Origin of the sequence: Streptomyces sp. WM6378 (assembly GCF_001279695.1) — a bacterium.
In the GTDB taxonomy this organism is placed as follows: Bacteria; Actinomycetota; Actinomycetes; order Streptomycetales; family Streptomycetaceae; genus Streptomyces.
The window spans coordinates 197,979-222,734 of record NZ_LGDD01000120.1; the positions used below are offsets into that span (position 1 = coordinate 197,979).

Annotated in this window: 22 protein-coding genes and 1 pseudogene; 17 read left to right on the plus strand and 6 right to left on the minus strand. The window is 69.0% G+C overall.

The window, feature by feature from the left end:
- The first annotated feature begins 2 nt into the window (after nt 1-2).
- Both ADK54_RS12750 and ADK54_RS12755 read left to right on the plus strand, forming a co-directional pair.
- Entirely contained in the window at nt 3-2,063 is a 2,061-nt protein-coding gene (locus ADK54_RS12750) for a PIG-L family deacetylase (protein WP_234392030.1), read from the plus strand.
- Complete coding sequence (locus ADK54_RS12755) at nt 2,060-3,175, plus strand: acyltransferase family protein (RefSeq protein ID WP_053725705.1); 1,116 nt, start codon at nt 2,060-2,062, stop codon at nt 3,173-3,175. The genes ADK54_RS12750 and ADK54_RS12755 overlap by 4 nt, the downstream gene beginning before the upstream one ends.
- Before the next feature lie 667 nt (nt 3,176-3,842).
- Here ADK54_RS12755 and ADK54_RS12760 read toward each other — a convergent pair.
- Nucleotides 3,843-5,984, minus strand: coding sequence for an FG-GAP-like repeat-containing protein (locus tag ADK54_RS12760; protein ID WP_053725706.1), 2,142 nt, complete (start codon nt 5,982-5,984; stop codon nt 3,843-3,845).
- A gap of 1,136 nt (nt 5,985-7,120) precedes the next feature.
- Here ADK54_RS12760 and ADK54_RS43290 point away from each other — a divergent pair.
- Nucleotides 7,121-7,738: pseudogene (locus ADK54_RS43290) on the plus strand (transposase); the annotation flags it as partial.
- Between the two features lie 40 nt (nt 7,739-7,778).
- Here ADK54_RS43290 and ADK54_RS12770 read toward each other — a convergent pair.
- Genes ADK54_RS12770 through ADK54_RS12780 form a run of 3 tightly spaced genes read right to left on the minus strand, consistent with a single transcriptional unit; the run spans nt 7,779 to nt 10,063 of the window.
- On the minus strand, nt 7,779-8,750 hold the full coding sequence (locus ADK54_RS12770) for an amidohydrolase family protein (RefSeq protein WP_053725708.1): 972 nt from the start codon (nt 8,748-8,750) through the stop codon (nt 7,779-7,781).
- Between the two features lie 30 nt (nt 8,751-8,780).
- Nucleotides 8,781-9,581 carry an arylamine N-acetyltransferase family protein gene (locus tag ADK54_RS12775; protein WP_053725709.1) on the minus strand — a complete coding sequence of 267 codons (801 nt, stop codon included), beginning with the start codon at nt 9,579-9,581 and terminating at the stop codon, nt 8,781-8,783.
- Complete coding sequence (locus tag ADK54_RS12780) at nt 9,581-10,063, minus strand: cupin domain-containing protein (RefSeq protein WP_053725710.1); 483 nt, start codon at nt 10,061-10,063, stop codon at nt 9,581-9,583. Before ADK54_RS12780 ends, ADK54_RS12775 begins: the two co-directional genes overlap by 1 nt.
- A gap of 201 nt (nt 10,064-10,264) precedes the next feature.
- Between ADK54_RS12780 and ADK54_RS12785 the strand changes: the two genes are divergently transcribed.
- Nucleotides 10,265-11,026, plus strand: a complete 762-nt coding sequence (locus ADK54_RS12785) for an SDR family NAD(P)-dependent oxidoreductase (RefSeq protein WP_053725711.1) — start codon at nt 10,265-10,267, stop codon at nt 11,024-11,026.
- A gap of 98 nt (nt 11,027-11,124) precedes the next feature.
- Here the strand turns inward: ADK54_RS12785 and ADK54_RS12790 are convergent, their stop codons facing one another.
- Together ADK54_RS12790 and ADK54_RS45890 are read right to left on the minus strand one after the other, a co-directional pair.
- The gene (locus ADK54_RS12790; protein ID WP_053725712.1) at nt 11,125-12,342 is read right to left on the minus strand and encodes a Cmx/CmrA family chloramphenicol efflux MFS transporter; all 1,218 of its coding nucleotides are present in this window, start codon (nt 12,340-12,342) and stop codon (nt 11,125-11,127) included.
- An 81-nt stretch (nt 12,343-12,423) separates the two neighbouring features.
- Complete coding sequence (locus ADK54_RS45890; RefSeq protein WP_159047739.1) at nt 12,424-13,323, minus strand: helix-turn-helix domain-containing protein; 900 nt, start codon at nt 13,321-13,323, stop codon at nt 12,424-12,426.
- A gap of 197 nt (nt 13,324-13,520) precedes the next feature.
- Here ADK54_RS45890 and ADK54_RS45895 point away from each other — a divergent pair, with 197 nt between their 5' ends.
- The 13 genes from ADK54_RS45895 to ADK54_RS44840 all read left to right on the plus strand — a co-directional run.
- Nucleotides 13,521-14,492: an alpha/beta hydrolase gene (locus tag ADK54_RS45895; RefSeq protein WP_159047740.1), complete on the plus strand. Its 972-nt coding sequence runs from the start codon at nt 13,521-13,523 to the stop codon at nt 14,490-14,492.
- Between the two features lie 41 nt (nt 14,493-14,533).
- On the plus strand, nt 14,534-14,944 hold the full coding sequence (locus ADK54_RS12805; RefSeq protein ID WP_053725714.1) for a RidA family protein: 411 nt from the start codon (nt 14,534-14,536) through the stop codon (nt 14,942-14,944).
- Nucleotides 14,945-15,030: 86 nt separating this feature from the next.
- On the plus strand, nt 15,031-15,609 hold the full coding sequence (locus ADK54_RS12810; protein ID WP_053725715.1) for a TetR/AcrR family transcriptional regulator: 579 nt from the start codon (nt 15,031-15,033) through the stop codon (nt 15,607-15,609).
- A 96-nt stretch (nt 15,610-15,705) separates the two neighbouring features.
- Complete coding sequence (locus tag ADK54_RS12815; RefSeq protein ID WP_234392031.1) at nt 15,706-16,008, plus strand: helix-turn-helix domain-containing protein; 303 nt, start codon at nt 15,706-15,708, stop codon at nt 16,006-16,008.
- Nucleotides 16,009-16,350: 342 nt separating this feature from the next.
- Nucleotides 16,351-17,523: a 3-deoxy-7-phosphoheptulonate synthase gene (locus ADK54_RS12820; RefSeq protein WP_078966335.1), complete on the plus strand. Its 1,173-nt coding sequence runs from the start codon at nt 16,351-16,353 to the stop codon at nt 17,521-17,523.
- Between the two features lie 50 nt (nt 17,524-17,573).
- Complete coding sequence (locus ADK54_RS12825; protein WP_053725740.1) at nt 17,574-18,344, plus strand: 2,3-dihydro-2,3-dihydroxybenzoate dehydrogenase; 771 nt, start codon at nt 17,574-17,576, stop codon at nt 18,342-18,344.
- 22 nt (nt 18,345-18,366) lie between these two features.
- A complete protein-coding gene (locus ADK54_RS12830; RefSeq protein ID WP_053725716.1) occupies nt 18,367-19,023 on the plus strand; it encodes an isochorismatase family protein in 657 nt (218 codons plus the stop codon).
- A gap of 29 nt (nt 19,024-19,052) precedes the next feature.
- The gene (locus ADK54_RS12835) at nt 19,053-20,948 is read left to right on the plus strand and encodes an anthranilate synthase family protein (RefSeq protein WP_053725717.1); all 1,896 of its coding nucleotides are present in this window, start codon (nt 19,053-19,055) and stop codon (nt 20,946-20,948) included.
- Nucleotides 20,936-21,265 carry a hypothetical protein gene (locus ADK54_RS12840; RefSeq protein ID WP_053725718.1) on the plus strand — a complete coding sequence of 110 codons (330 nt, stop codon included), beginning with the start codon at nt 20,936-20,938 and terminating at the stop codon, nt 21,263-21,265. Before ADK54_RS12835 ends, ADK54_RS12840 begins: the two co-directional genes overlap by 13 nt.
- A gap of 99 nt (nt 21,266-21,364) precedes the next feature.
- A complete protein-coding gene (locus ADK54_RS12845; RefSeq protein WP_053725719.1) occupies nt 21,365-21,877 on the plus strand; it encodes a shikimate kinase in 513 nt (170 codons plus the stop codon).
- Nucleotides 21,878-22,135: 258 nt separating this feature from the next.
- Entirely contained in the window at nt 22,136-23,410 is a 1,275-nt protein-coding gene (gene aroA, locus ADK54_RS12850; protein WP_053725720.1) for a 3-phosphoshikimate 1-carboxyvinyltransferase, read from the plus strand.
- A 44-nt stretch (nt 23,411-23,454) separates the two neighbouring features.
- Complete coding sequence (locus ADK54_RS12855; protein WP_053725741.1) at nt 23,455-24,660, plus strand: 3-hydroxybenzoate 6-monooxygenase; 1,206 nt, start codon at nt 23,455-23,457, stop codon at nt 24,658-24,660.
- Nucleotides 24,657-24,756 (plus strand): chorismate synthase (locus ADK54_RS44840; RefSeq protein ID WP_159047589.1); only part of this gene is annotated, 100 nt, incomplete at its 3' end. The genes ADK54_RS12855 and ADK54_RS44840, both read left to right, overlap by 4 nt.

The following is a 24,756-nucleotide window of genomic DNA, read 5'->3' on the forward strand; positions in this document are numbered from 1 at the left end:
TCGTGTCCATATTTCCCACCAGTCGCCTGACCCGACGCACCGTGGTGGGCGGCCTCGTCGCACTCGGCGCCGTTGCCTGCACCTCGTCCGGTGCGGACAAGCCCACTGTCCCGGCCCGCGCCAAGGTGCCCGCCGGCCGGGACGGGCACAGCGGAAGCCGGGTGATGCAGATCGTCGCCCACCCCGACGACGACCTGTACTTCATGAACCCGGAGCTGTCCCAGTCCATCGCCGCCAATGACCAGCTGGTCAGCATCTACCTCAACTGCGGCGAGACCGGCGGCGTCAACAAGGTCCCCGGCAGCAAGACCCCGCCCAAACCCGACGTCGCCGCCTACGCCGGAGCACGCCGCCAGGGCCTGCGCCAGGCCTACGCGTACATGGCCACCGGCAAGGCACACACGGCATGGAAGGCCGAGGCGCTCACCCTGCCCGACGGCACCCAGGTCGAACTCGACACCCTCGACGGACATCCCGGCCTGCAGTTGGTCTTTCTCGGCGTGCGCCAGCACACGTCGTACGGAAACGGCCCCAGCAAGGGACTGCCGGAGCTGTGGGCCGATCCCTCGATGGCGACCAGCACCCTTGTCAGCACCGGCTCGCCCGTACGGAAGACGCACCCAATCACCCGCGACAGTGTGATCGCCGCCCTTGCCCACTTGCTCGACCGCTACCGGCCCACCCTGGTCAGGTCCATGGATCCGGACCCCGACATGCAGGTGCACGACGCCGCGCACCGTACCCACCACGACCAAACCGGCTATTCCGACCACCCCGATCACACCGCCACGGCCCTGTTCACCCTGGCGGCTCTGGAGCACTACCAAGGACCTGGAGAGGGCCGCCCGTACACCGTGGTCTCCTACCGCGGCTATTACAACGAACGCTGGCCCCAGAACCTCCCCGAGGAACTGGTCCGAGCCAAGGCCGACGTCCTCAACATCTACGGGGGCTCACCCGACAGCTGCGACTTCTCGGCCGGCTGCGGCGACTACGACGTCGGCAAGGACCGCTCTTACGGCACCGGCTGGCTGCAGCGCACGTCCCTGCGCTATCCGGCCGCGCCCGCGCTCCAACTCGACCCCGACGGCCGGCTGACCGCCTTCGCTGTACTCGGCGGCCAGGCCGCCATGTGGCGCGAGAACACCAAAGCCAGCGGCACGTGGGCCGCACCCGTCCTCTTCGGTGCCGAGCAACTGCTACCCGGCCTGGCCTCCAGCCTCACCAAGGACGGCCGCTGGCAGTTGTTCGCCGAGCGCGTCGCCTCACTCGGCCCTACCTCCTCCCAGAACACCCGCGAAATCGTCACCGCCGAACAACGCACCAGGAACGGCCCATTCGGCGCGTGGACCACCCTCGGCAACCCCGAACGCGACCCGGACCACGGGCGCCGCGTCGGCACTCCCGTCGTCACGCGTGACAGGGACGGACAAGCACTGGTCTTCGTCCGTAACTGGTCCAAGGGCATCTCCATGCGCCGGCAACTGCCCGACGGCCGGTGGAGTGCCTGGAGCGACCTCGGCGGCGCTGACGTCCAGGAAGGCCTCAGCGCAGTCACCGGCGCAGAGCGCCGAATCCATGTCCTGGCTTCCGGCCACGACACCATCCACCACTGGACGCAGGAGAAACCGGGCGGACCCTTCACGTTCGCCAAGACGGGTCTCCCGGCGCCGGCAGACCCACCAGCAGTGGCCGTCGGCCCCGACGGGACGCTGGTACTCGCCTACCGCGAGGCCAAGAGCAGCCGCCCACTCCTCTGTCGGCTTCCCTCCGACACCGACGAGTGGCACGTGGAACGGCCCGGCCTCTCCGCACGCGGCTACGGCCCGCTCGCGCTGCTCGCCCGCCGCGGCGAAACCCTCCTGGCCGCCCGCAACAACAACGGCACGACCAGCACTGCTACTTGGCGCACCGGAACTCCGGCCCGCTGGACTACCATCCCCGGCCCAATGGTAGGCACCCACACCCTGGCCGTCGACGCACAAGACCGCCCCGTGCTGGCCCACCTCGCCCCGGACGCCACCCTCCGCACCACACCCGCGCCCAAGGACACCAAGCAATGACTTCCCTGCTGGCCGCCCCTTCCGTCGCTCCCCCCAAAGGCACCACTACAGGCGGCAAAACGGCGACGACCCGGCTCTACGCCCTGGACGGACTGCGGCTCCTGGCGGCACTCATGGTCGTCTCCTTCCACTTCATAGGCTTCGACGACTGGGCCGCTTCCCCCTGGGGCGCCTCCACCTCCCGGGTGTTCCCCACCGCCCACCACGCTGCCGCCTACGGCTGGCTCGGCGTGCAGCTCTTCTTCCTGATCAGCGGCTTCGTCATCTGCATGTCCTGCTGGGGACGTTCACTGCGCCAGTTCGCCATCTCCCGCTTCCTCAGGCTCTACCCCGCCTACTGGTTCGCCGTCCTGCTCACCTCCGGCGCCCTGCTCGCGGCGGGCCGCCTCGAACCGGTCCCAGCCACCCTCTCCAAGATCCTCTCCAACCTCACGATGCTTCAGGAGCCGATCGGTGTCGGCGACATCGATCCCGTCTACTGGACCCTCTGGGCGGAGATGCGTTTCTACCTCCTCTTCGCCCTGGTCGCCGCGCTCGGCCTCACCTACCGCAGGGTGCTCTACTTCTGCGGCATCTGGCTCCTGCTGACCGTTCTGGCCCCCCACGCCGGCATCCCGCTCCTGAGCCTGTTCGCGATGCCCGACTCCGCCCCGTACTTCGTCGCCGGCATCCTCATCTACCTGATGCACCGCTTCCGCCCCACCTTGGCGCTGTGGGTCCTGCTCGGGGCCTCGTGGATCCTCGCCCAGGGGCAGCTGCGGAACTTGATGAAGCCCGCCGAAAACTCCGTCCACCACCCGCTGTCCTGGACCGTCTGCCTGGCTGCGATCACGCTCTTCTACGCGGCCGTCCTCACCGTCGCCATCAAGCGACATCCCCCCTTCAACTACCGCTGGCTGGCCACCGCCGGCGCCCTCACCTACCCCCTCTACCTCCTCCACGAGGAACTCGGCTGGGAAGCCATCCGCCAACTCCACGGCCACCTCCCCCCATGGCTCCTCGTCACTGCCATCACCGCGGTCATGCTGCTCGCAGCCTGGCTCGTACACCGCCTCGTCGAACGCCCCGCCGTCCGTGCGCTCAAACGGCAAGTTGCACCGCTTTCCATGTGAGGCTGGGCTGGAGCTCCGCTGTCCCTGGAGCCGAGCTCATGCCACTTGACGGGGAGCACGGCTGCCATCGCCCAGGCAGGCCGGTGACCGCGAGGGCGCCGCCGACCAGGCTGAGGCCGCCAGTGAGGATGCCTCGTCGGCTTGAGGCCTTGAACTCGCTCACTCCAACTGCCCGCCTTCTGCGAGGTGTTGATTGGGGGTTTTCCGGCCGGCCGCGCACCAGACGGCAGACCGCCAAAACACTGCCGATGACGATGCCGCCGAGGGTCGTGGAGATCACCACGTTCGGCCAGAGCGGTACCAGGTCGATACGGGTACCGTCACCCCACCTCAGCGGCCATTCCCGGGACAGCAGGAACAGACGCTCCACGACGGTTGGTTCACCGACGGGACCTCGTCCCGCATCGGGTTGCCCAGGGCCCGTACGCATGCCTCAGCCGCCCGTTGGTTCCGAACCCGATCCACAGCCCCGCCACATAGGCCGCGACCGCGACGCACACCGAGAGCACGGCCAGTTCCACTCCGGGGCACGCGCCCTGGGGACAGCCAGACGCGGCGGACCGGTTCCAGGCCACATCGGGACCGAGGGGAGCCAGCGCGCGCCGCGCCACTTGCCGCAAGTCACCGCCCAGCCGGGCGAGTTGGGCGGTGCCTTGTCTGCGCGCCGTCAGTTCATGAACGCGGTGCCGCCTCCCCAGCAGGTGCTCTCCCAGGCGGTGGCCGGGCTGTGCAGGGCGCCGGTGCCGTAGGGGTCGGCTGTGAGGGTGGAGATGGCCTGGTGGGCGTTGCCCGCACAGGTGGCCCCGGAGGCGCCGTAGTCCTTGAACAGGGCGATGTCGCTCTTGCCGTCTCCGTTGTAGTCACTGGTGGTCATGAACTTCGTGCCGGCGCCCCAGCGGGTCCCGTCCCAACGCGGGACAAGACCGCCGAACCCGCCGCTGCCGTTCGGGTTCGCACTCAGGGTGAGCAGGCTGACGTTCCCCGCGCCGTAGTCGTACAGCAGGGCCAGGTCGCTCTTGCCATCGCCGTTGAAGTCACCGGAGTTGAAGAATGCAGTGCCGCCGCCCCAACAGGTGCTCTCCCAGACTTTGGTGGGGTCTGCGCTGCCGTTGAAGCCGCCGTCGCCGTTCGAGTTGGCGGTCAGGGTGGAAACGGATTGGTGGGCATTGCCCTTGCACGTGGCGCCGGTAGCGCCGTAGTCGTAGAAGAGGGCGATGTCGCTCTTCCCGTCTCCGTTGAAATCGCCGGAGGTGAGGAACTTCGTGCCCGTGCCCCAACTGCTTCCGTCCCACTGGGACACCACGCCGCCGAACCCGCCGCTGCCCTTCCCATCGGCGGTCTGCGTGAACAGGCGGACGTGCCCGGCACCGTAGTCATACAGCAGGGCCAGGTCGCTCTTGCCATCGCCGTTGAAGTCACCGGACTTCATGAATGAGGTCCCACCGCCCCAACAGGTGCTCTCCCAGACCGTCTTGGGTGACTGAAGTGCACCGCTGCCCTTCGGGTCGGCGAGCCATTCGACGATTGCCACGTGGTTGGTGGGTGAGCAGGTGGAACCTGCGGATCCGTAGTCGTAGAACGCGGCTACGTCGCTCTTGCCGTCGCCGTTGAAGTCGCCGGAGGTGACGAACTTCGGACTGGCCGTCTCGCAGGGGCTGTCCGACAGGGGGGTGATGCCGCTCAGACCGCCGGAACGGTCGGCCTTGCCGGACAGGCTGAACAGCGCGGTGCGCCTGGCGCTTCCGTTCTGGGCACAACCGGTGGCGCTGCCCTTGCCGTAGTCGTACAGCAGGGAGAGGTCGCCGATACCGTCGCCGTCGTGGTCGTTCGCGGGACTCTTCGTGGGCACGGTGTCGACGAAGTGGATGCCGCCCGCGTAGTAGCCGTTGACGGCGGCGTCCACCTGCGCAGGTGTCTGGGCACCGGAGTCGTCGTAGTAGACCCAGTTGACCCTCTGGTCCCAGGTGCGGGTCTGGCCGGGAGACACCAGGTCGATGAACCACTCGTTGAAGTTCAGTGTCATGGGCTCACGCGGGGCGTACTTCGCGGACGGACTGAAGTACTTCCGGCCGTCCAGGTAGAAGTCGACCGCACCATTCACGGCCGTCATCTGCAGGGTGTGCCAGCCCTGGAGCGAGGTGACCGCGTTCTCCTTGTTGTACGTCTCCTTGTCCGCCGGCTCCGTGTCGTGCCATGCGGTGGTGAAGTGCGAGGAACCGGGGGCGCCCCAGCCGCCATTGGGCAGGTACTCGTGGTCGAGCTCGCTGTAGAGCGGGTTCTCCGGGGTGATGGCATAGAAGGTCTGGACCGGGTGGTCCACGGGGCGACCGTCACTGTCGCCGGCGGTGGGTCTGTCGGTGAAGAAGACGCGTGCGGCATAGGTGCCGCTGTAGAACTTGCGCTGGGCGGTGCTGACCTGGGCCTGTACGGTTCCGGCGGCCGTGCCGTCGGTGCTGGCTCGCAGCTGCATGGCCCGGCCGCCCTGCGCGGTGGAGTCAGCGGGGAAACTCACCGCGTTCGGCGACCATTTCGCGCCGATCGGGCCGGGCCCGCCAGTCTCCCCGCGTATGGTCCAGTTATGCGCGGCGAGGCCTGGATCGTCCGGGCCGGTGTAGTTGAAGTCGTCGAACAGGGTCCCGCTCGACGGCGGCGCGGTCACGGCCGCGCTTCGCACGTCTGGCGAGGTGGACGAAGCCGCCGAGGCGGTGACACCGACGGTGCCGAGCACGGTCGATGCGAGAGCTAGAGCCGCGCCCAGGAGCGCGCGGCGTCTGCGGCCCGTGCGCTCGCGGGAATGTACATGGTCCATCGGTTCTCCATAGGGGCAGGGAAAGGGGGCGGAGCCACCGATCCGGCACAGCACGCGGCACACGGCACGTCGTGCGGGAATTCACTTTGGCCTGGGCCACGAAGCTGCCTCTGCTTGCCATGACTACTGGAGCCATGGCCGCAAGCCATTGCGTGTCTCCTCGGATCAAACCGCAATCCGGGCGAGATCGGGACAAGCCAGGTACTGATCAGATCACTGGGCTCATCGCCCGGTCAAGGCGGAGGTGGCTCGGCCACAGGAAAAGGAAGCGAAGCCACCAGATGTGCGTGTGGCCGAGTGCTGGACGGCTTCATAGGGGTCAAGGGTGGAGGCAGTCGGCGGGGGGGGAGGGACTCATGTTGAGACACCGGAAGAAATGCGCACCACCTTCGAGCGATGGGCAGACGGTGCACAGAAGCAACCGCCGACAGCCGTTGGAAAGATCAAAGAGGTCCGGTCCATGACGATCTGTCAGCCCGGCCGCCTTCCGGGAGCAACGCAGGGCACGGACTTCCAAGGTCCTGGAGTTCCCGACGCCCCGTGACCCAAGTGGAAGACCCTGCCTGCCGACGCATTACCGCCACCCCCGCCTACCCTTAACGAGTTGGTGCGTGATTGCGGGTGGGCATGCTCTGGTGGTGAGGGGCATGGTTGATCGGGCGGTGTTGGCGCATCCGTTGTTCACGGAGCATCCACTCCGCCCTCTCAACCGCCTCCCCCGAAGGCAAGCAGCGGCTCTACCTGGCCCTCGGCCTCTCAAGCTGACCTACTACGCAAAAGAGCGGATCGTGACCGTCGAGTCACAACCCGCTCTTCCATGTGTACGTGCTCTGTGTCCGAGGGGCGAGACTGGACATAGGCACACGCCGCTGGTCAGCGGCGACATCGCGCTCGCACGACAAGCCAAGGTCGTCACGCGGTGACCGATACCTCACGGGCAGCGTTGCCCATTCTGTTCGGACGCCACGCACTTCACTCAGCCTGGGCGCTGGCCGACATCCCCCAATCCAATGACGCTCACTCCGTGTACTTGCGCCGCATCTCCGCCCGTCAGAAAGGGAAACCCGCCATGGTCACGGTCACGCACGAGCTCGCGATCGCGAGCTGTGATTCCTGCGCGACCGGCTGCTTTACCGGGAACTCGGCACCGACTTCCTGCACCCAGTGCGGCCCCGACCGAGGTGAAGGTGCCTCGCGACGTGGCCGGCACCTTCGAGCCGCAGATCGTCGAGAAGCGGCAGCGCCGTCTGACCGGCGTTGATGAAATGGCGCTGCCACTGTCCGCAAGAGGGGTCGCCGCACGGGGGGGATAGCCGCGCATCTGGCCGAGGTGTACGGGCTGAGGTGTCCAAGCAGACCATCACCACGATCACGCACAAGGTCATGGTGGGCATGGCCGAATGGCAGTCACGGCCGCTGGACCGCGTCCACCCGGTCGCGTTCGTGGACGCCATCAACGTGAAGATCCACGACGGCCAGATTGCGAACCGACCGATCCATATCGCCATGGCCGTGACCGTCGAGAGCACCCGCAACGTCCTCGGGATCTGGGCAGGTGACGGAGACCAGGGCGCCAGGCACCGGCTCAGCGTGTTCACCGAACTCCGCAACCGCGACGTCGAGGACTGTCCTCATACTCGGTCGCCGCGACCGAGCGGTTCCTGGAGTTCCCCTAGAAGTCGGGCACCAAATATCCAGCTGTGGCCAAGCTGTGGTTCGACGCCTGGGCCGAGATGGTGCCCTTCCTCTCCTTCACCAGCAACTGACACCTCAACAACCAAGATCACCCATTGATCAGACAGTCCCGCGCAGTTGCTCGGCCAGACGCGGAAACAGTTGCAGGGCATTGGTTCGGCCGATGGCCATGCGCTGTTGGTCGTTCCAGCCCGGGTACGTCGCGAATCCGGTGACGTTTTCGGTGGTGTGGGCGGCCGGCATGAACGGGAAGTCGCTGCCGAACAGAATCCTGTCCGGGGCAGCCAGTTCGGTAAGGGCCGGCAGGGCGTAGGGGTTGGCCGACATGGCGATGTCGTAGTAGAGACCGCGCAGGGACGCGATGACGTCGCTGGGTGCACGCTCGGTCAGGTACTTGCCGATCGTGGGGCCATAGGTGAGGCGCTGGGCGAGGAACGGCAGGGTGCCGCCGGCGTGGGAGACGATCAGCTTGAGATGGGGCAGCCGCTCCAGTACGCCGTTGAAGAGCAGGCTGATCACGGTGCGAGTGGTCTCGAAGGTGAACTCGTACAGCGACGGCGGCAGGTCGAAGGTGGCCAGGTCCTTGGCCGGCGGGGTGCCCGGGTGGACGTGGACGGGCAGGCCTCGTTCGGCGATCTCGGCGAGCAGCGGCTCGAACTCCGGATCACCGAGGTAGCGGTTGCCGTAGCTGGTGAGCAGGCCGATGCCGTCGAGCCCCAGCTCGTCGACGGCGTAGGCGAGTTCGTCCTTGGCCGCCGCGACGTCGGGCAGGGGAAGGATCGCGAACGCGCCGAAGCGGGCCGGGTGGCGGGCGATGAGTTCGGCGTAGTACTCATTGACCTGGCGGGCCAGGTGGCGGGCCTCGTCGCGGTCGGCGAAGGTGACGCCGGGCGCGGTGATGGACAGGACGGAGGCGGCTATGGAGTGGCGGTCCATTACCTCCAGGCTCTCCTCCGGCGTCCAGGTGGGGTAGTCGACGCCCGGGATGGCGACGCGATCGCCGAGTGCCTGGGCGTAGGCGGGCGGTATCGCGTGGTGGTGGACGTCGATGAGGTCGGTCGCCTGCGGCATGGTGTGCTCCGATGGTGGTACTGGCTGGGGTCAGGTGTCCTGGGGGGCGCCGGTTGTGGGGGGCGGCGCAGCGAGTTCGATGCCGAACCAGGTGCGGTACGCGTCCAGGACCGCGGGGTCGTCGGTCAGTTCCTGCTTGGTCTTGTGCCCGCCGACGGTGCGGGTGAGGGTGCGGCCGGCCAGAGTGACTCGTCCGTCGGCGGTGGGCAGCGAGCACACCTGGCGGGCCAGGAACGGCGATTGTGGAGCGCTGCGGAACCACCACACCATGGGAGCGAAGTCGGCGAGCTCACGCGGCCGCAGCTCAAGTCGGTACTGCACCTCCCCGTCACGCAGCAGGTCCAGATCGCCGAGGGGGGTCTCGGCCAGTTCGAAGGTGCCTTGTGCGTCGGGCTGAGGGGCGCGGGAGGCGAGGAGCAGGGGATGCCGGAAGCCTTGGCCGTAGCCGACGTCGGCGAGCCAGGGCCCGTCCTCGTCCTCGGTCTGCACGCCCAGGGTCAAGTGGCCGAGCAGAGGCCCGAATTCGCCGTCTTCGAGGACCCGGCCGGCGAGAGGGACCGCGTCGAAGCCGAGCGAGAGCAGCAACTCGTAGAAGGCGCCGTTGAGTTCGTAGCAGCAGCCGCCCCGGTTCTGGCCGATGATCTTGTCAAGGGCCGGTTCGCCGAGACCGACGGGTGGGCTGGGCCGGCCGAGGGCGAAGTCGATGTTCTCGAAGGGAACGCTGAGGACGTGGCGTTCGTGGAGGTGGGCCAGCGCCTGGGTGGTGGGGCGCTCGGGGCGTTTGGCGCCGATGCGTTCCAGGTAGGCGTCGACTGTCTTTGCATCGAGCATCAGATGTACTCCGCTGCGTAACGTGCCACGATGCTCTCCGCCTTCGCGAGGTCCCGGGCGTACTGCTCCGCGTCGGCGGCGGGCATGTCGCCCTCGCCGGACACACCGAGTTCGGTGAAGAAGCGCTCGAATCCTGCGGGGGTGAAGATGATGAGCATCTTGCAGGGCTTGTCGCCGGTGTTCTTGAAAGCGTGGACCTTGCCGCGGGGCACGAAGATGAACGCGCCCGTCCCGACGACTTCGGAGCGCTGTTCGTTCGAGATCTCCAGCTCTCCGTCGATGAGGTAGAAGGCCTCGTCGCTGTCGTGGTGGATGTGCAGGGGCGGCCCGCCGCCGGGGGGTACGAGCGCCTCGATCAGGCCGAGGGATCCGTGGGTGTTCTCCTTGTCGGCCTTGATCGTGTAGTGGTCACCGAACACCCAGCGGGACACTCCGGCCTTCGGCGGGATGTAGACGATCCCCTCGGATTCCTCGAAACTCACCGGTTTCCTTCCGTGGTCGGTGCGTGCGCTTCCATCCCACACCGAGCCGACGGCCGTCCGGCATCACGTGAATCCGGGGTTTTTCCCGGTCACTGGCGTGGATACGGGATGGCACCGGCGCGGCCAGACGTCATGGTGTGCGGAGCGTCGCGCGCGGACTGTGCGTGCCGGCGTTCTCCGTACCGAGGAATGGATGGGAACATGACTGCTCGCTTCACGGGCAAGGTGGCTCTGGTCACCGGTGGCGGCTCCGGAATCGGCCGGGCGACCGCGTTGGCCTTCGCTCGGGCGGGGGCGACGGCGGTCGTTGCGGGGCGCACCGTGGAGCACCTGGAGGAGACGGTCCGCCTGATCGAAAAGGACGGCGGCCGCGGTGGATTCGTGGTGGCGGACATCGCTCGGGAGCCGGATGTCGAGCGTCTGGTCAGCACGGTGGTGGAGGAGTTCGGCTCGCTTGACATTGCCGTGAACAACGCGGGCCACCTGCCGCGTCCGGCCGGCCTCGCCGAACTCGACCACGAGACGTTCTCGCGCACCCTGCAGATCAATCTGCTGGGCACCTGGCTGTCGATGAAGCACGAGATTCTTCACATGCGGGCCAACGGTGGCGGCGCCATCGTCAACGTCGGGTCGGTGGTCGGCGCGCATCTGACCATCCCGGGTGCGGCTGCGTACGGGGCGAGCAAGGCGGCGATCGCGGCACTGACGCGCAGCGCGGCACGCGAGTACGCGGCCGACGGCATCCGGGTCAACACACTCAGCCCGTCGTCCATGGAGACGCCGATGTCGCTGCTGGAGAACGAGACCGAGGCCGAGCGGGTGGAGCGGGCCAAGGGGATGTTCCCGTTGGGCCGAATCGGCACTGTTGAGGAGGGGGCGGCGGCCGTGCTGTGGCTCGCCTCCGACGAATCGGGCTTCGCCCTCGGCCATGACCTGGTCATCGACGGCGGCATCACGTCCTGAACCTCGCGGTTGCCAGTGTCCGTTGTGGCCGTGCCCCCGTCTGCCGCTGCTTCTGTGCGGCGGACGGGGGCACGGCGCTGTTCTCCGCACCGGTCGGGTCAGCGGTGGGTCGCGGCGGCCGCTTCCTGGCGCGCCGCACCATGGGCGACGACGTCGCTGGGGCGGGGGGTGCGGTACTGCAGCCGGCCTGCCCAGAGGGCGCCGACAAGGGCCACGGCGCCGAGCGCCGCGCCCACCCAGGCGACGGAGGCGTAGCCGAAGCCGGCGCTGATGACCATGCCGCCGAGGGCGGGTGCCAGCGTGTTGCCGACGTTGAAGGCGGAGGTATTGGTCGCACCGACGAGGGTGGGCGCGCCCGGTGCCACGACGAACACCCGTGACTGCAGAACGGGGTTGGTCACGTAACCGGCCAGGCCCAGGACGAAGACCAGGACGACGGTGGCGACCGTGTTGTGCGCGGTCACGGCCAGCAGCGCGGACGCGACCACCAGGACGCCCATGGCCAGAACGAGGGTGCGGATGGGATAGACCTCGGCGACCTTGCCGCCGATCACCATGCCGATCAGGCCGCCGACGCCGAAGAGCGCGAGGAGGACGGGCACCCAGCCCTCGGACAGGCCGGTGACATCGGTGAGCAGTGTGGCGAGGTAGCTGAAGGTGACGATGACCGCGCCGAAGGCGAAGGCTGTCACGGCGTACGAGAGCCACAGTTGGGGGCGGGCCATGGCCCTGAGTTCGCTGCGGACCGTGCGTTGTTCGTCCGCGGCTCCCTTGCCGCCGGGGATGGCTGCCAGGGAGCACAGCAGGCTGATGAGGGTCAGGGCCGCGACGCCCCAGAAGGCGGCGCGCCAGCCGGACACCTGGCTGAGCACCGTACCGGCGGGCACGCCGACGATCGTGGCGAGGGTCAGGCCGGAGGCGACGACGGCGACCGCCTTGCCCTTGGCGTCGGCGGGGACGAGTGCGACGGCGGTGGCCACGGCGACGCCCCAGAATCCGGCGTAGGCGAGGGCGCTGATGATCCGGGTGGCGAAGAGGACGCCGTAGCCGGGTGCGAGCGCACCGGCGACGTGTGCGGCGATGAACACGGCCTGGAGGGCTGCCAGGGCGGTGCGGCGCGGCCACTTCAGGGTCGCAACGGCCAGCAGTGGCGCACCGATCACCATTCCGATCGCGAAGGCGGAGATGAGCAGACCGGCGTCGGGAATGGAGACACCCATGTCGTGGGCCATGTCGGGCAGCAGTCCGGACAGCATGAACTCCGACGTGCCTTGGGTGAAGATTCCCAAGCCGAGTACGTAGACGGCAAGGGGCATGGAATGCCTCCAGATGCAGGGGAACAGAGCGGGGAGCGGGCGGCCGCGGGGCGACGCTAACACAGTTTTGAAGCGACTGATTCAAAATGAGTGCGGTCCACCGTGCTGTCGTGAACTCTCCTGGTCGCTGCGCCAGTTGCCCGGGGCGTTCAGCTGCCACAGCAGCAGCGCCGTCTGGATCCGCTGACGCCCGTGCGCATCACTCAGCGACACTCGCAGAATCCGCTCGATGCGCCGTATGCGATGCGCCACCGCACTGTGGTGCAGGCACAGGATCTTGGCGGCCTCCCGCAGCGATGAGCTGCGGCACACCGCCTCCAGCGTGGCCAGGGCCTGCTCTCCGTCCGTACCGCAGCCCAGCCGTGCGACGGCCGCAACATCGGGATGGGCGAGGGCAGTTGGTGCCGGGAGATCGGCGAGCAGAGCCAGCGCGCCCAGGTCCTCGGCCACGACCGCACGCGGCCATGTGGGCCCCAGACCGGCGAAACGCGCCGCGCGCCGCGCCTGCGCCCACGAATCCGGGAGCTGCTGGGGGCCTGTCGCCGGCCCCACCCCCATCGCCGTGCGGGCCGGCCCAGGTTCCGCCTCCCGCGGAACGGCCACCGAACCGGGCAACAGAACCGCCCCGACCGTCGGCCAAAGGGCTGCCACATGCGCAGCCGTGGGAGCGCCCTCGCGGCCGCCCAGGCGTTCCGCGCAGCCGTGCAACGCCCGGTGCAGCAGGCCGGGTTCGCACACCACGACCGCTACGGCGCGCACGTCGGCCCGAGGGCTCAGTCCCAGGAGTTGCAGGGCCCGGGAGCGCTCGGCCTCGGGGAGCCGCGCGGACAGCGCCGCCTGCACCAGACCGGGATCCCCCAGACGCAGCGGCCAGCGCCCCCCTGGCGCACAGTCCTCTCCATCCGCGCCCGGGTGGCCCAGCATGGCGGTTCCTGCCCACCCTTCGAGGACGGGATCGAAGCGGGGGACGGCGCTGTGCACGGCCCCCTCTCCAGAGACCGGATACGGCGGGTTCGGTGTCGGTGGGTACATCCGCGGAGGCTAGGCCGCACCCCCGCCTTGGCAGCTCGCGGCAACAGCAGTCCGTCAGGTTGCCGCGCCAATCGGCGCATGCGCAGCGGGCAATGGGCGACAAGTGGCGGAGGCGGACGACACTCCTCCCACCGCAGGATGACCCCATGAGTGACACCACTTCCCGTTCCACGGGCCAGGCACCGACCCGGATGAATCTGCGGCCCGATCTGGCGGCTCTGGTGGAGGGCATCCCGTATCTCGACGTGCGCGACCCGCAGGTGGCCCGCGCCACCCTCAAGGAGCTTGAGGCTCAGTGGGAGCCCGCGGACACGAGCGCGATCACTGTCACCGAGCAGTTGATCCCCGGGCCCGAAGGCGCCCCGGACGTCGTCGTGCGGGTCTACAGCCCCAAGGCACCGGGGCCGCACGGTGGCCTGCTGTGGATCCACGGCGGCGGCTTCGTCATGGGCAGCCTGGAGACCGAGCACAACCAGTGCGTCTGGTTCGCTTCACAGGCCAAGTGCGTCGTGGTCAGCGTTCAGTACCGGCTCGCGCCCGAGCACCCCTTCCCCGCGGGCGCGGAGGACTGCTACGCCGCGCTGCGCTGGCTCGCTGCCCAGGCCGGGGAACTCGGCGTGGTACCGGGCCGGTTGGGGGTGGCGGGGTGCAGCGCGGGCGGTGCCCTGGCCGCGGCCGTCTCCCTCATGGCGCGCGACCGGCAGGGCCCCGAACTCGCCCTGCAGCTTCTGACCTTCCCGGTGACGGACGACCGGATGGACACGCCGTCCGCGCGCCGGTTCCACGACACCCCGGTCTGGTCCACGCCGCAGTCCGAGGCGATGTGGCGGCACTACCTCGGCGAGGGGCACGAGCAGCGCGAGACGTCGCCGTACGCGGCACCGAACCGGGCCGCGACCCTCGCGGAGCTGCCCCCCGCTCACATCGTCACCGCCGAGTACGACCCGCTGCGCGATGAAGGCATCCGCTATGGGCAGCGACTGCTCGAAGCGGGCGTCCCGGTCACACTGCACCAGTGGTCCGGCGCCTTCCACATCTTCGACTCCTTCGGCACCGCCACGGGCGAGCGCTCCATAGCGGAGCTGGTCCACGCCGTGCGTGAACATCTGGGTGACTGACCGCCCCCCCTTCCCACCCTGGTCCTGCTGCGAGGAGCATCATGACTGCAGTATCCGGCGCGCCTCGGCCCGAGCGCGTCACGGCGGAGAACGACTGGTACTCCCCCGCCGGCATCGCGCTCGGCGTACGCGTGGGCGACCTCGTCTTCACCTCCGGCCAGGCGCCGGTGGACGAGCACGGGGTCACCGTCGGCCGGGGCGACTTCGAGGCACAGGCCCGCAGGGCCCTGACCAATCTCGCCACCGTCCTGGACAACGCCGGGTCAGGTCTCGGCCACGTCGTCAAGGCGACGGTGTTCGTCACCGACATCGCCCGGCACCAAGACGCGTTCGCCGCGCTGCGCGCGCAGTACTTCACCGCGCACGCGTTCGCCGAGTCGTTCGTCGAGGTCTCCTCCTTGGCCGACCCGGACTGGCTGATCGAGATCGAGGCGGTCGGGGTGGTGGCGTAGTGCGAGACCGGAGCACGTTCGCGGGCGACGTCGGACTGTGTCGCAAGTTTTTTGTGCGACCGCTCCAAAACCTTTAGGGTACGAGCATGGCCAGGCCCAGGAAGTTCGACGAGACGCACGCGCTCACGTCCGCCATGGACGCGTTCTGGCGGCACGGCTACGAAGCGACCTCCACCCGGGACCTGGCCAACTGCACAGGCCTGGGCCAGTCGAGCCTGTACAACACGTTCGGGGACAAGCAGCAGCTGTATCTGCGCGCCCTGCGTCGCTACTACGACACCACCACGGCCGAGCAGACCGCTCTGCTGCGGCGGCCGGGCCCGGTCAAGGACCGGCTCCGGGAGCTGATCGTCGGGGCCATCGACGCCGATCTCGCCGATTCGCAGACGCCGGGCTGCTTCGCCATCAACGCCTCGGTGGAGAAGGCGAGTTCGGATCCCGCCGTGAAGGAAGAGGTGCGGCGGCACTTCACCACGGTGGAGGAGGCTCTGCGTGAGGCCATCGCTCGCGGACAGCGGACCGGCGAGATCACCGCAGCACACGACGCCAGGACCCTGGCGGGCCAAGTGCTGAGTACCTATTACGGCCTGCGGGTCCTGGCCAGGGTGCACAGTGACCGCCAGGCCCTGCTGAACGTGGTGGACGGCCTGCTGGGCGGGTTCTAGCTCCGGCGGCATCCGTCCTCAACGCCCGCCGCAGAACATGACAGACTCACGCATTCCGTATTGCGGCTCATCCCCGGCGCGGGCAGGGTCGGCCGGGTGATACGAGCCAACGCGGACTCCCGGCCGACCCTCAAGAACATTCCTGACGCCACACTCCCCGCAGCGCGCAGCGCCTTGCGCCCCGCGGCCCCACACCATGGGTGGGCAGCTCTGACCCGCGCCGAACTGCGGGTGGCGAACCTGGTCGCCGAGGGGCTGACCAATCGGGCCGTCGCCGCGCAGCTGTCCGTCTCGCCGCACACGGTCGACAGCCACCTGCGGAACATCTTCGCCAAACTGGGCATTTCCAGCCGGGTCGCGCTCGTCCGGCTCGCCGTACTGGCCGACCTCGCCGCCTGACCCTTCGAGCCGGTTCACCTCACCGAGTGCCGCCGGCAATGCCCGGCGAAGGTCGCGATCGGTCAACTGCCGCCCACAGAGCGTCACTTGACGGACTCCTCCATAAGCCATTGCAGGAGATTATTTATCTCCTGATAGTGGTATTCGCCCCGGTCGGCCCGTCTCCAGGGGGACGGGCCGCATGCATTCGCATCGCCCCGGAACGCTCCGCACCCGAGCCGCTGCAGGACGAAGAGCGCCGGGCAGGGCATACCGGCGGCGCGCCACCTGCCCGTGCCGCCGCCGACCTACCACGCCCACCATCCGCCGGACCTGTTCCGGCATGCTCGCCGAGGGAAGTCGATGATCGACATTCAGTCCTACCTCCGTTCCCTACCCGCCCTCCAGCAGCCCGACTGGGCAGCCCACCCGCGCCTTGCCGATGTCAGGGCGGATCTCGTCCGGATGCCGGCCCTGGTGGACTCCGAGGCGGTGCGCCGGCTGCGCGCACTGCTGATGGAGGCCGCCGCCGGACACATCCAGGTGATCCAGACCGGTGACTGCGCCGAGGACCCGGCCGAGGCCACCCCGAACGACGTGGCCCGCAAGGCCGCGCTGCTCGACGTGCTGGCCGGCACGATGAAGCTGTCCTCCGGCAAGCCGGTGCTGCGGGTGGGCCGGATCGCCGGCCAGTACGGCAAGCCCCGCTCCAACGCGACCGAGAACGTCGCCGGCACCGAACTGCCCGTCTACCGGGGGCACATGGTCAACCACCCGGAGCCGGACCCCGAGCTGCGCCGCCCCGACCCCGGCAATCTGCTCACCGGCTACCGGGCCGCCAGCGACACCATGCACTACCTCGGCTGGCGTGGTACCGCCGGCCGCTCCGAGCTGGGCGTGCCGGTGTGGACGAGCCATGAGGCCCTGCTGCTCGACTACGAACTCCCGATGCTGCGCCGGGAAGGTGACGGATCTCTGCTGCTGACCTCCACTCACTGGCCCTGGGTCGGAGAGCGCACCCGCCAGCTGGACGGTGCGCACATCGCCCTGCTCGCCGCCGTGTCCAACCCGGTCGCGGTGAAGGTCGGTCCGTCCATGACACCGGACGAGTTGCTCGCCCTGTGCGACCGGCTGGACGGCCAGCGCCTCCCGGGCCGGCTCACCCTGATCGCCCGCATGGGCGCCGAGAACGCGGAGCAGAAGCTGCCCGCACTCGTCGATGCCGTGAGCCGGGCGGGCCACCCCGTGCTGTGGCTGTCCGACCCCATGCACGGCAACACCGTCGCCGGGCCCGACGGCCTCAAGACGCGCTATGTGAAGACCGTGGTGCGCGAGGTCGAGGCCTTCCAGAGCGCCGTGTTCGAGAACGGCGGCACTCCGGCCGGTCTGCATCTGGAGACCACCCCCGAGAGCGTCGTCGAGTGCGTCCTCGACTCCGGAGAACTCCACCACCTGGGCGACAAGTACCTCAGCTTCTGTGACCCGCGCCTGAACGCGCGGCAGGCCATCGAGGTCGTCTCGGCCTGGCGCGCATGAACCCGGCCCCTGGTACGCGCCGACACCCATCTCGTACGGAGGTTGTGAACGTGGAAGAACCCCTCGCCCTGGTCACGGGCGCCGCGGGCGGCATCGGTGCGGCAGTCACCCGGCTGCTCGCCGAGCGGCAGCTCAAGGTCGCGGCGGTGGACCTGGAAGGCAGCTTGATCGAGGAGACCGTCGCGAAGATGCGCGCGGACGGGCTCGACGTCACCGCCTTCACGGCCGATGTCACCTCAAGTCCCGCTGTGGAGCTTCTGGTCCAGCAGGTGGAGGACGAACTCGGGCCGATCGAGCAGCTGGTGAATGCCGCCGGCGTGCTTCGCCAGGGAGCGGCGCACACGCTGTCCGACGAGGACTGGGCAGCGACGTTCGCGGTCAACACGACCGGGGTGTTCCACACTTCGCGGACCGTGGTCAACCGGATGATCCCGCGCGGACGGGGCGCGGTCGTCACGGTCGCGTCGAACGCCGCGGGCACGGCCCGCGCCGGCATGGCCGCCTACGCCGCTTCCAAGGCCGCCGCGACCGCCTTCACCAAGTGCCTGGGACTGGAGGTCTCCGCGCACGGCATCCGCTGCAACGTCGTCGCCCCCGGTTCCACGGACACTCCGATGCTGCGCGGCATGCATGCCGCGGACTCCGCGGCGAAGAAGTCGATCGCTGGTGACCCTGCCGCGTTCCGGGCCGGCATACCCCTCGGCAAGGTGGCGACACCGCACGACATCGCGGAGGCCGTCGCCTTCCTGCTGTCGGACGCCGCCGGGCACATCACGATGCACGAGCTGACCGTGGACGGCGGTGCGACGCTCGGTGTCTAGCTCTGAAAGGACCGACAAGACCGTGCCCGGAATTCCGGCCGTCGAGCCGTACCCGATGCCCTCCGAGGGCGAACTCCCGGCCAGCACCGCCCAGTGGACCGTGGATCCGGAGCGCGCGGTGCTTCTGCTGCACGACATGCAGGAGTACTTCCTCAAACCCTTCCCACGATCCGGCGAGCCCGGCGGCTCCCTGATCGCCAACACCGCGCTGCTGCGTGAGCGTTGTGCCGCACTGGGTGTTCCCGTTGCCTACACCGCCCAGCCCGGCAGCATGACGCCCGAGCAGCGCGGTCTGCTGAAGGACTTCTGGGGGCCCGGCATGAAGGCGACGCCCGAGCACCGCCGGGTGGTCCCACCGCTCGAACCGACGCCGGGTGACTGGGAGTTCACCAAGTGGCGCTACAGCGCCTTCCACAAGTCGGACCTGCTGGAACGGATGCGCTTCCACAACCGGGACCAGCTGGTCATCTGCGGCGTGTACGCGCACGTCGGTGTCCTCATGAGCGCGGTGGACGCGTTCACCAACGACATCCAGCCGTTCCTGGTGGCGGATGCGGTCGCCGACTTCTCCGCCGACTACCACCGGCTGGCACTCGACTACGCGGCGCAGCGCGCCGCCCGTGTCGTGACCACCAAGTCCGTGCTGACCGAACTCGATACAGCCGAGGTGGCGCGCTGAACGCGCCGGCCGCGAAAGGAACGACTTCCATGGCACGACGACAGGACGACGCGCAGAAACTGCTCGCGCGGATCCTCGGCGGCACCTCTGGCCCGTTCGCGCTGCTGCACCGCCCCGAGTCGGCCGGCCCGGACACCCTGGAGCTGCTGACGGGCGACATCGCGCAGGTCGACTCGCTCGCCGGACTCGACCTGCCCGAACAGCCCCGGCCGGGGGCGCACCACGAGTTGCTCGCGCTGGTGCCCTATCGCCAGCTCGCCGAGCGGGGCTTCGCGGCACCCGACGACGGAGAGCCGCTGCTCACGATGCGGGTGCGCGAGCAGGCAACACTGCCCCTGCATGAGACGCTGGCGCGGCTGCCCAATGAACCGGTGAAGGTCGCTGACGGCCGCTTCGACGTGGACGACGCGGCATACGCCGACATCGTGCGCCAAGTCGTCGCCGACGAGATCGGCACCGGCAAGGGGGCGAACTTCGTCATCAAGCGCTCCTTCACAGCCCAATTGCCGGGCTTCACGCCCCGATCGGCACTGTCGTTCTTCCGCCGCCTGGTCGAGCGGGAGGCAGGCGCCTACTGGACGTTCCTCGTACACACCGGTGAGCGGACCTTCGTCGGCGCGACCCCGGAGCGGCACATCAGCGTTCATGACTCCACCGCCGTGATGAACCCGATCAGCGGCACCTACCGGTACCCGGCGAGCGGTCCCGACCTGGACGGCGTCCTTCGGTTCCTGGCCGACCGCAAGGAGACCGACGAGCTGTACATGGTCGTCGACGAGGAACTGAAGATGATGGGCCGCATCTGCCCCGAAGGCGGACGGGTCGTGGGCCCGTACCTGAAGGAGATGGCCCGGCTCGCTCACACCGAGTACTTCATCGAGGGCCGCACCGACCGCGATGCGGCCGACATCCTGCGCGAGACGCTGTTCGCGCCGACGGTGACGGGATCTCCGCTGGAATCGGCGGCCCGGGTCATCGCCCGCTATGAGCCGGCCGGGCGCGGCTACTACAGCGGGGTGGCCGCCCTGATCGGCCGGGACGCGTCGGGCGGCCGCACCCTGGATTCCTCGATCCTGATCCGCACCGCCGACATCAACGCGAGTGGGCAGCTGCGGATCGGAGTGGGGGCGACGCTGGTACGCCACTCCGACCCGGAGTCCGAGGTGCACGAGACCCGTGCGAAGGCCGCGGGACTGCTCGCCGCCCTCGGCGAGCCGGAGCCCACCCGGTTCGGGGCACACCCGGCGGTGCGTGAGGCGCTGGACGAGCGCAATGACCTCGTCGCCGGGTTCTGGCTGCAGGAGCAGGGCCGGCGCGGTCAGGCGGTCGAGTCGCTGACCGGTCGGCGTGTCCTCATCATTGATGCCGAGGACACCTTCACCGAGATGATCGCCCAGCAGATCCGTTCACTGGGCTGCGAGGTGGTGGTGCGCCGTTTCGACGAGCCGTACGGCTTCGACGCGCATGACCTGGTGGTCATGGGGCCGGGTCCGGGCGATCCGCAGGACACCGGCCATCCCAAGATCGCACACCTGCGGACGGCGGTGGCCCAACTCCTGGAGGAGCGCCGTCCGTTCCTGGCGGTGTGTCTGAGCCATCAGGTCCTCAGCACTCTGCTCGGTCTGGACGTCGTGCGCCGGCCCGTTCCCAACCAGGGGACGCAGCGGGAGATAGACCTGTTCGGCCGCACGGAGCGGGTGGGCTTCTACAACACGTTCGCCGCCCAATGCGCCGATGACGTCATCACCCACCCGGTGCACGGCCGGATCGAGGTCAGCCGGGACGCCGAAGGGGGCGAGGTGCACGCGCTGCGCGCCAACGGCTTCGCGTCGATGCAGTTCCATGCCGAATCGATGCTCACTGTCGACGGGCCTCGGATCATCGGTTCCCTGCTCCAGGCGGTGACGTCGACATGCACGCGGTAATCGTCTGGTGGGACCTGACCGAGTCGCGGCAGAGCATCTCCTCGCTGAGAGGGTTCCTGCGCGACGAGGCCGTGGAGCGCTTCTCGAAGGTGGCGGGGCTGCGCCTGAAGGTGTGGATCTCGGATCCGGCCACGAACCGGTGGGGAGCGGTGTTGCTGTGGGAGTCGGCCGAGGCCGCCGCAGCGCCGGTCCCCGCACGGGCGGCGGAGCTGATCGGTTACCCGCCCACCGAGCGGTACGCCTTTGACGTGGAGGCCACCGTCGAGGGCGAATTCGCCGCTGCCGCGCTCGCCGGGCGCGGGCTGGCGCTCCAGTAGCCGAGCCGGCCGTTCAATCGGGTGTCCCCCTGTAGCGTCCCTCCGATTCTGTATGCGGAGGGACGCTACAGGGACCCCCTGACAGCTTACGGAGCAGCCATGAACGGACCTGCGGTGGTGCTCGTCGGAATGCCCGGCACGGGCAAGTCCGTAGTCGGGCAGGCCCTTGCCGACCACCTCGGCCTCGCATTCCGCGATACCGACCACGATCTGGAGCGGCTGACCGGGCAGCCGGCGCACGAGCTGCTGGGCTCTGGTGGCGAGGTCCGCTTCCGCGCGTGGGAGCGCCGGGCTGTCGGGGTGGCGGTCCGGGAGCACGCCGGGGTTCTGGCACTCGGCGGGGGTGCGGTGCTGCATCACGCGACGCGTCGCCAGCTCAAGGAGTGCCGCGTCGTGCATCTATGGGCCGGCCTGGACACTCTCGCCGAACGGGTCGGAAGTGCGGAGTCGCGGCCGCTGCTCACCGAGGACCCGCGGCGCAGGCTTGCGCAGATGATGCAGGAGCGTCTGCCGCTGTATCGGGACGTTGCGACGGTGTCCGTGCGGGCCGAGCACCGCGAGCCGGATGAGATCGCTGTGGAGATCGCCGTCGCCCTCGCGGCCCTTGTGTGAGCGGTGGTCCCACTCGCCGAGGCACGACCGCTTCGGTCCGGACCCGACTTGACGGACTGACCTCGATAGTGACGAACCGGGATGTATCGCTTTGCCGATCGCGCTTACCGGGAGCCAGGGTCGCCCTGACGGGGGCCGGCCGTTCCAAACAGCGCCCTGGCCTCCGCCTCACCCGCTCCGTCCAAGACCGACCGCCGGGACCGGCTGACCGCTGCCGCGTCGGCCGCACTCAATGGCCGCACCCAATGAAGGAGAGCGATGACCGCCGCATCACCCCCTGCCCGCCAAGCCCGCATCCCCGGGTCGAAGTCCCTCACCAACCGGGCGCTGTTGCTCGCCGCGGCCGCGCGCGGAACCAGCGTCCTGGAGGCCCCTCTGGTGAGCGATGACACCGTCGCCTTCCGGCATGCCCTGACGGGTCTGGGCGTGCGGATCGAGCGGGAGTCCGGCGACCGCGCCTGGGTCGTCGCGGGTCTGGGTCACGGGCCGACCGGGAGTGGCAGCGTGTGGTGCGAGGACGCGGGGACCGCGGCCCGTTTCCTGCCGCCGTTCGCCGCGGCCGGGCAGGGCGACTTCCGCTTCGAGGGCACCGCCCAGCTCACGGCACGGCCGGTGGCCCCCCTCGCCGAGGCGCTGCGGCACCTGGGCGCCGACGTCCACACCGAGCCGGACGGACAGCTGCCGCTGCGGGTGCGCTCCGCCGGCCTGGACGGCGGGGAGTTGGGCCTGGACGGGAAGCTCAGCAGCCAATTCCTGTCCGGGGTGCTGATGGCCGGTCCGCTGATGCGCCAGCCGCTGGTGCTGACGGTGCGCGACTTGGTCAGCCGCCCTTACGTCGATATGACCCTGGCTTTGATGCGGCGCTTCGGGGCGCACGTCGGTGAGGACGTTCCTGGTGTGTTCACCATCGACCCCGCGGGATATCGGGCGGCGGAGCTGCACATCGAGCCCGATGCCTCCACTGCCTCGTACTTCTTCGCCGCTGCCGCGATCACCGGCACCACCGTGACGGTGGCCGGCCTCGACCGCGGCAGCCTCCAGGGCGACTTGCGCTTCACCGAGGTGCTGGAACGGGCGGGGGCACACGTCGAACGTACGCAGGAGGCGACCACGGTCACCGGGACAGGTGCTCTGCGGGGTGGATTCACCGTCGACATGGGCGAAATCTCCGACACCTTCATGACCTTGGCCGCCATCGCGCCCTTGGCCGACGGCCCGATCACGATCCGTGGCATCGCCCATGCCCGCCTGAAGGAGTCGGACCGCATCGCCGCCGTCGCCGAGAACCTTCGTGCTCTCGGTATCCGCACCGACGTCGGGCACGATCGGATCACCATCCACCCCGGCACATGTGCGCCCACCGAGATCGCCTGCCACCGCGACCACCGCATCGCGATGGCGTTCTCGGTCCTTGGCCTGCGCGCCGACGGCATCACCCTCGACGACCGCGGCTGCGTGGCAAAGACGTTTCCCGGTTTCCACGAGGAACTGGACCGGCTCTTTCCGCAGTACAGGCCCGCCACCGTCAAGTGAAGGGCCACCACCAGCACGTGAACAGAGAGGACGCGACGTACAACATGGCTCACATCGTGATTGCCGGCGGCGGTATCGGAGGGCTCGCCACAGCTCTGTCGCTCGCCCGGCACGGGCACCGCGCCACCGTCCTGGAACGGAGCGACACCTTCGCCGAGATCGGCGCGGGCATTCAACTGGGCCCCAACGCCTTCCACGCCCTGGACCGGCTCGGGGTGGGCGACGGGGTGCGAGAGCGTGCCGTGTTCATCGATGAACTGCGCTTCATGGACGGCACGACGGACGAGATGGTCACCTCGATGGAGTTGACCGGCACCTACCGGGAGCGGTTCGGCAATCCGTACGCGGTGGTGCACCGGGGCGATCTGTATCAGCCGCTTCTCGCCGCCTGCCAGGCTTCGGACTCCGTGGAGTTGGTGGCCGGTGCGGCCGTCGGACGCTACGAGCAGAGCCCCGACCGCATCACCGCGCACACCGAGGACGGACGGACGTTCACCGGGGCGGTTCTGGTCGGCGCCGACGGTATCCGCTCCACCGTGCGCGCACAGATGCTCGACGACGGCGGGCCGCGTGTGTCCGGGCACACCATCTACCGTTCGGTGATCCCGATCGACAAGGTGCCTGAGGAGTTGCGCTGGAACACGGTCACCCTGTGGGCCGGCCCCAAGTGGCACTTCGTGCACTACATCATCGGCGGGGGCGAGTTCCTCAACCTCGCCGCTACCCGCGACGACGGCGCCACCGAGGCCGTTGCCGGCCGCCCCGCCGAGCGCTCCCACGTCCTTGGCCAGTTCCCTGATCTGGGGGCGACCGCGCGCCGACTGCTCGAACTCGGCGAGGGCTGGCGGGAGTGGGTGCTGTGTGACCGTGATCCGGTTGACGCCTGGACCGACCGGCGGGCCGTGCTGACCGGTGACGCCGCACACCCCATGCTGCAGTACGCGGCGCAGGGCGCCTGCCAGGCCCTGGAGGACGCGGTCGTCCTCGGCGACCTGCTGGAAGGGGTGCGAAGCGACGATGTGATGCAGCACCTGGAGAAATTCAACGCCGCGCGCCGCGCGCGCACCAACCGCACTCAACTGGTGGCCCGCCGCATCGGCCACGAGTTGTACCACCCGGCGGGTGAGGAGGCGTTGGCGCGCAACAGCATGCTCTCCGCCTTCTCCCAGGAGCAGTTGCACGACGAGGTGGCCTGGTTGCACGGGGACAGGGAGTTCACCCGCGGCGGCGTTGAGGAGTGGGAGGTATGAGCAGGTTGCGTTGGCTGACCGCTGGGGAGTCCCACGGACCCGCACTTGTCGCGACGCTGGAGGGTCTTCCCGCCGGCGTGCCGATCACCACGGAGC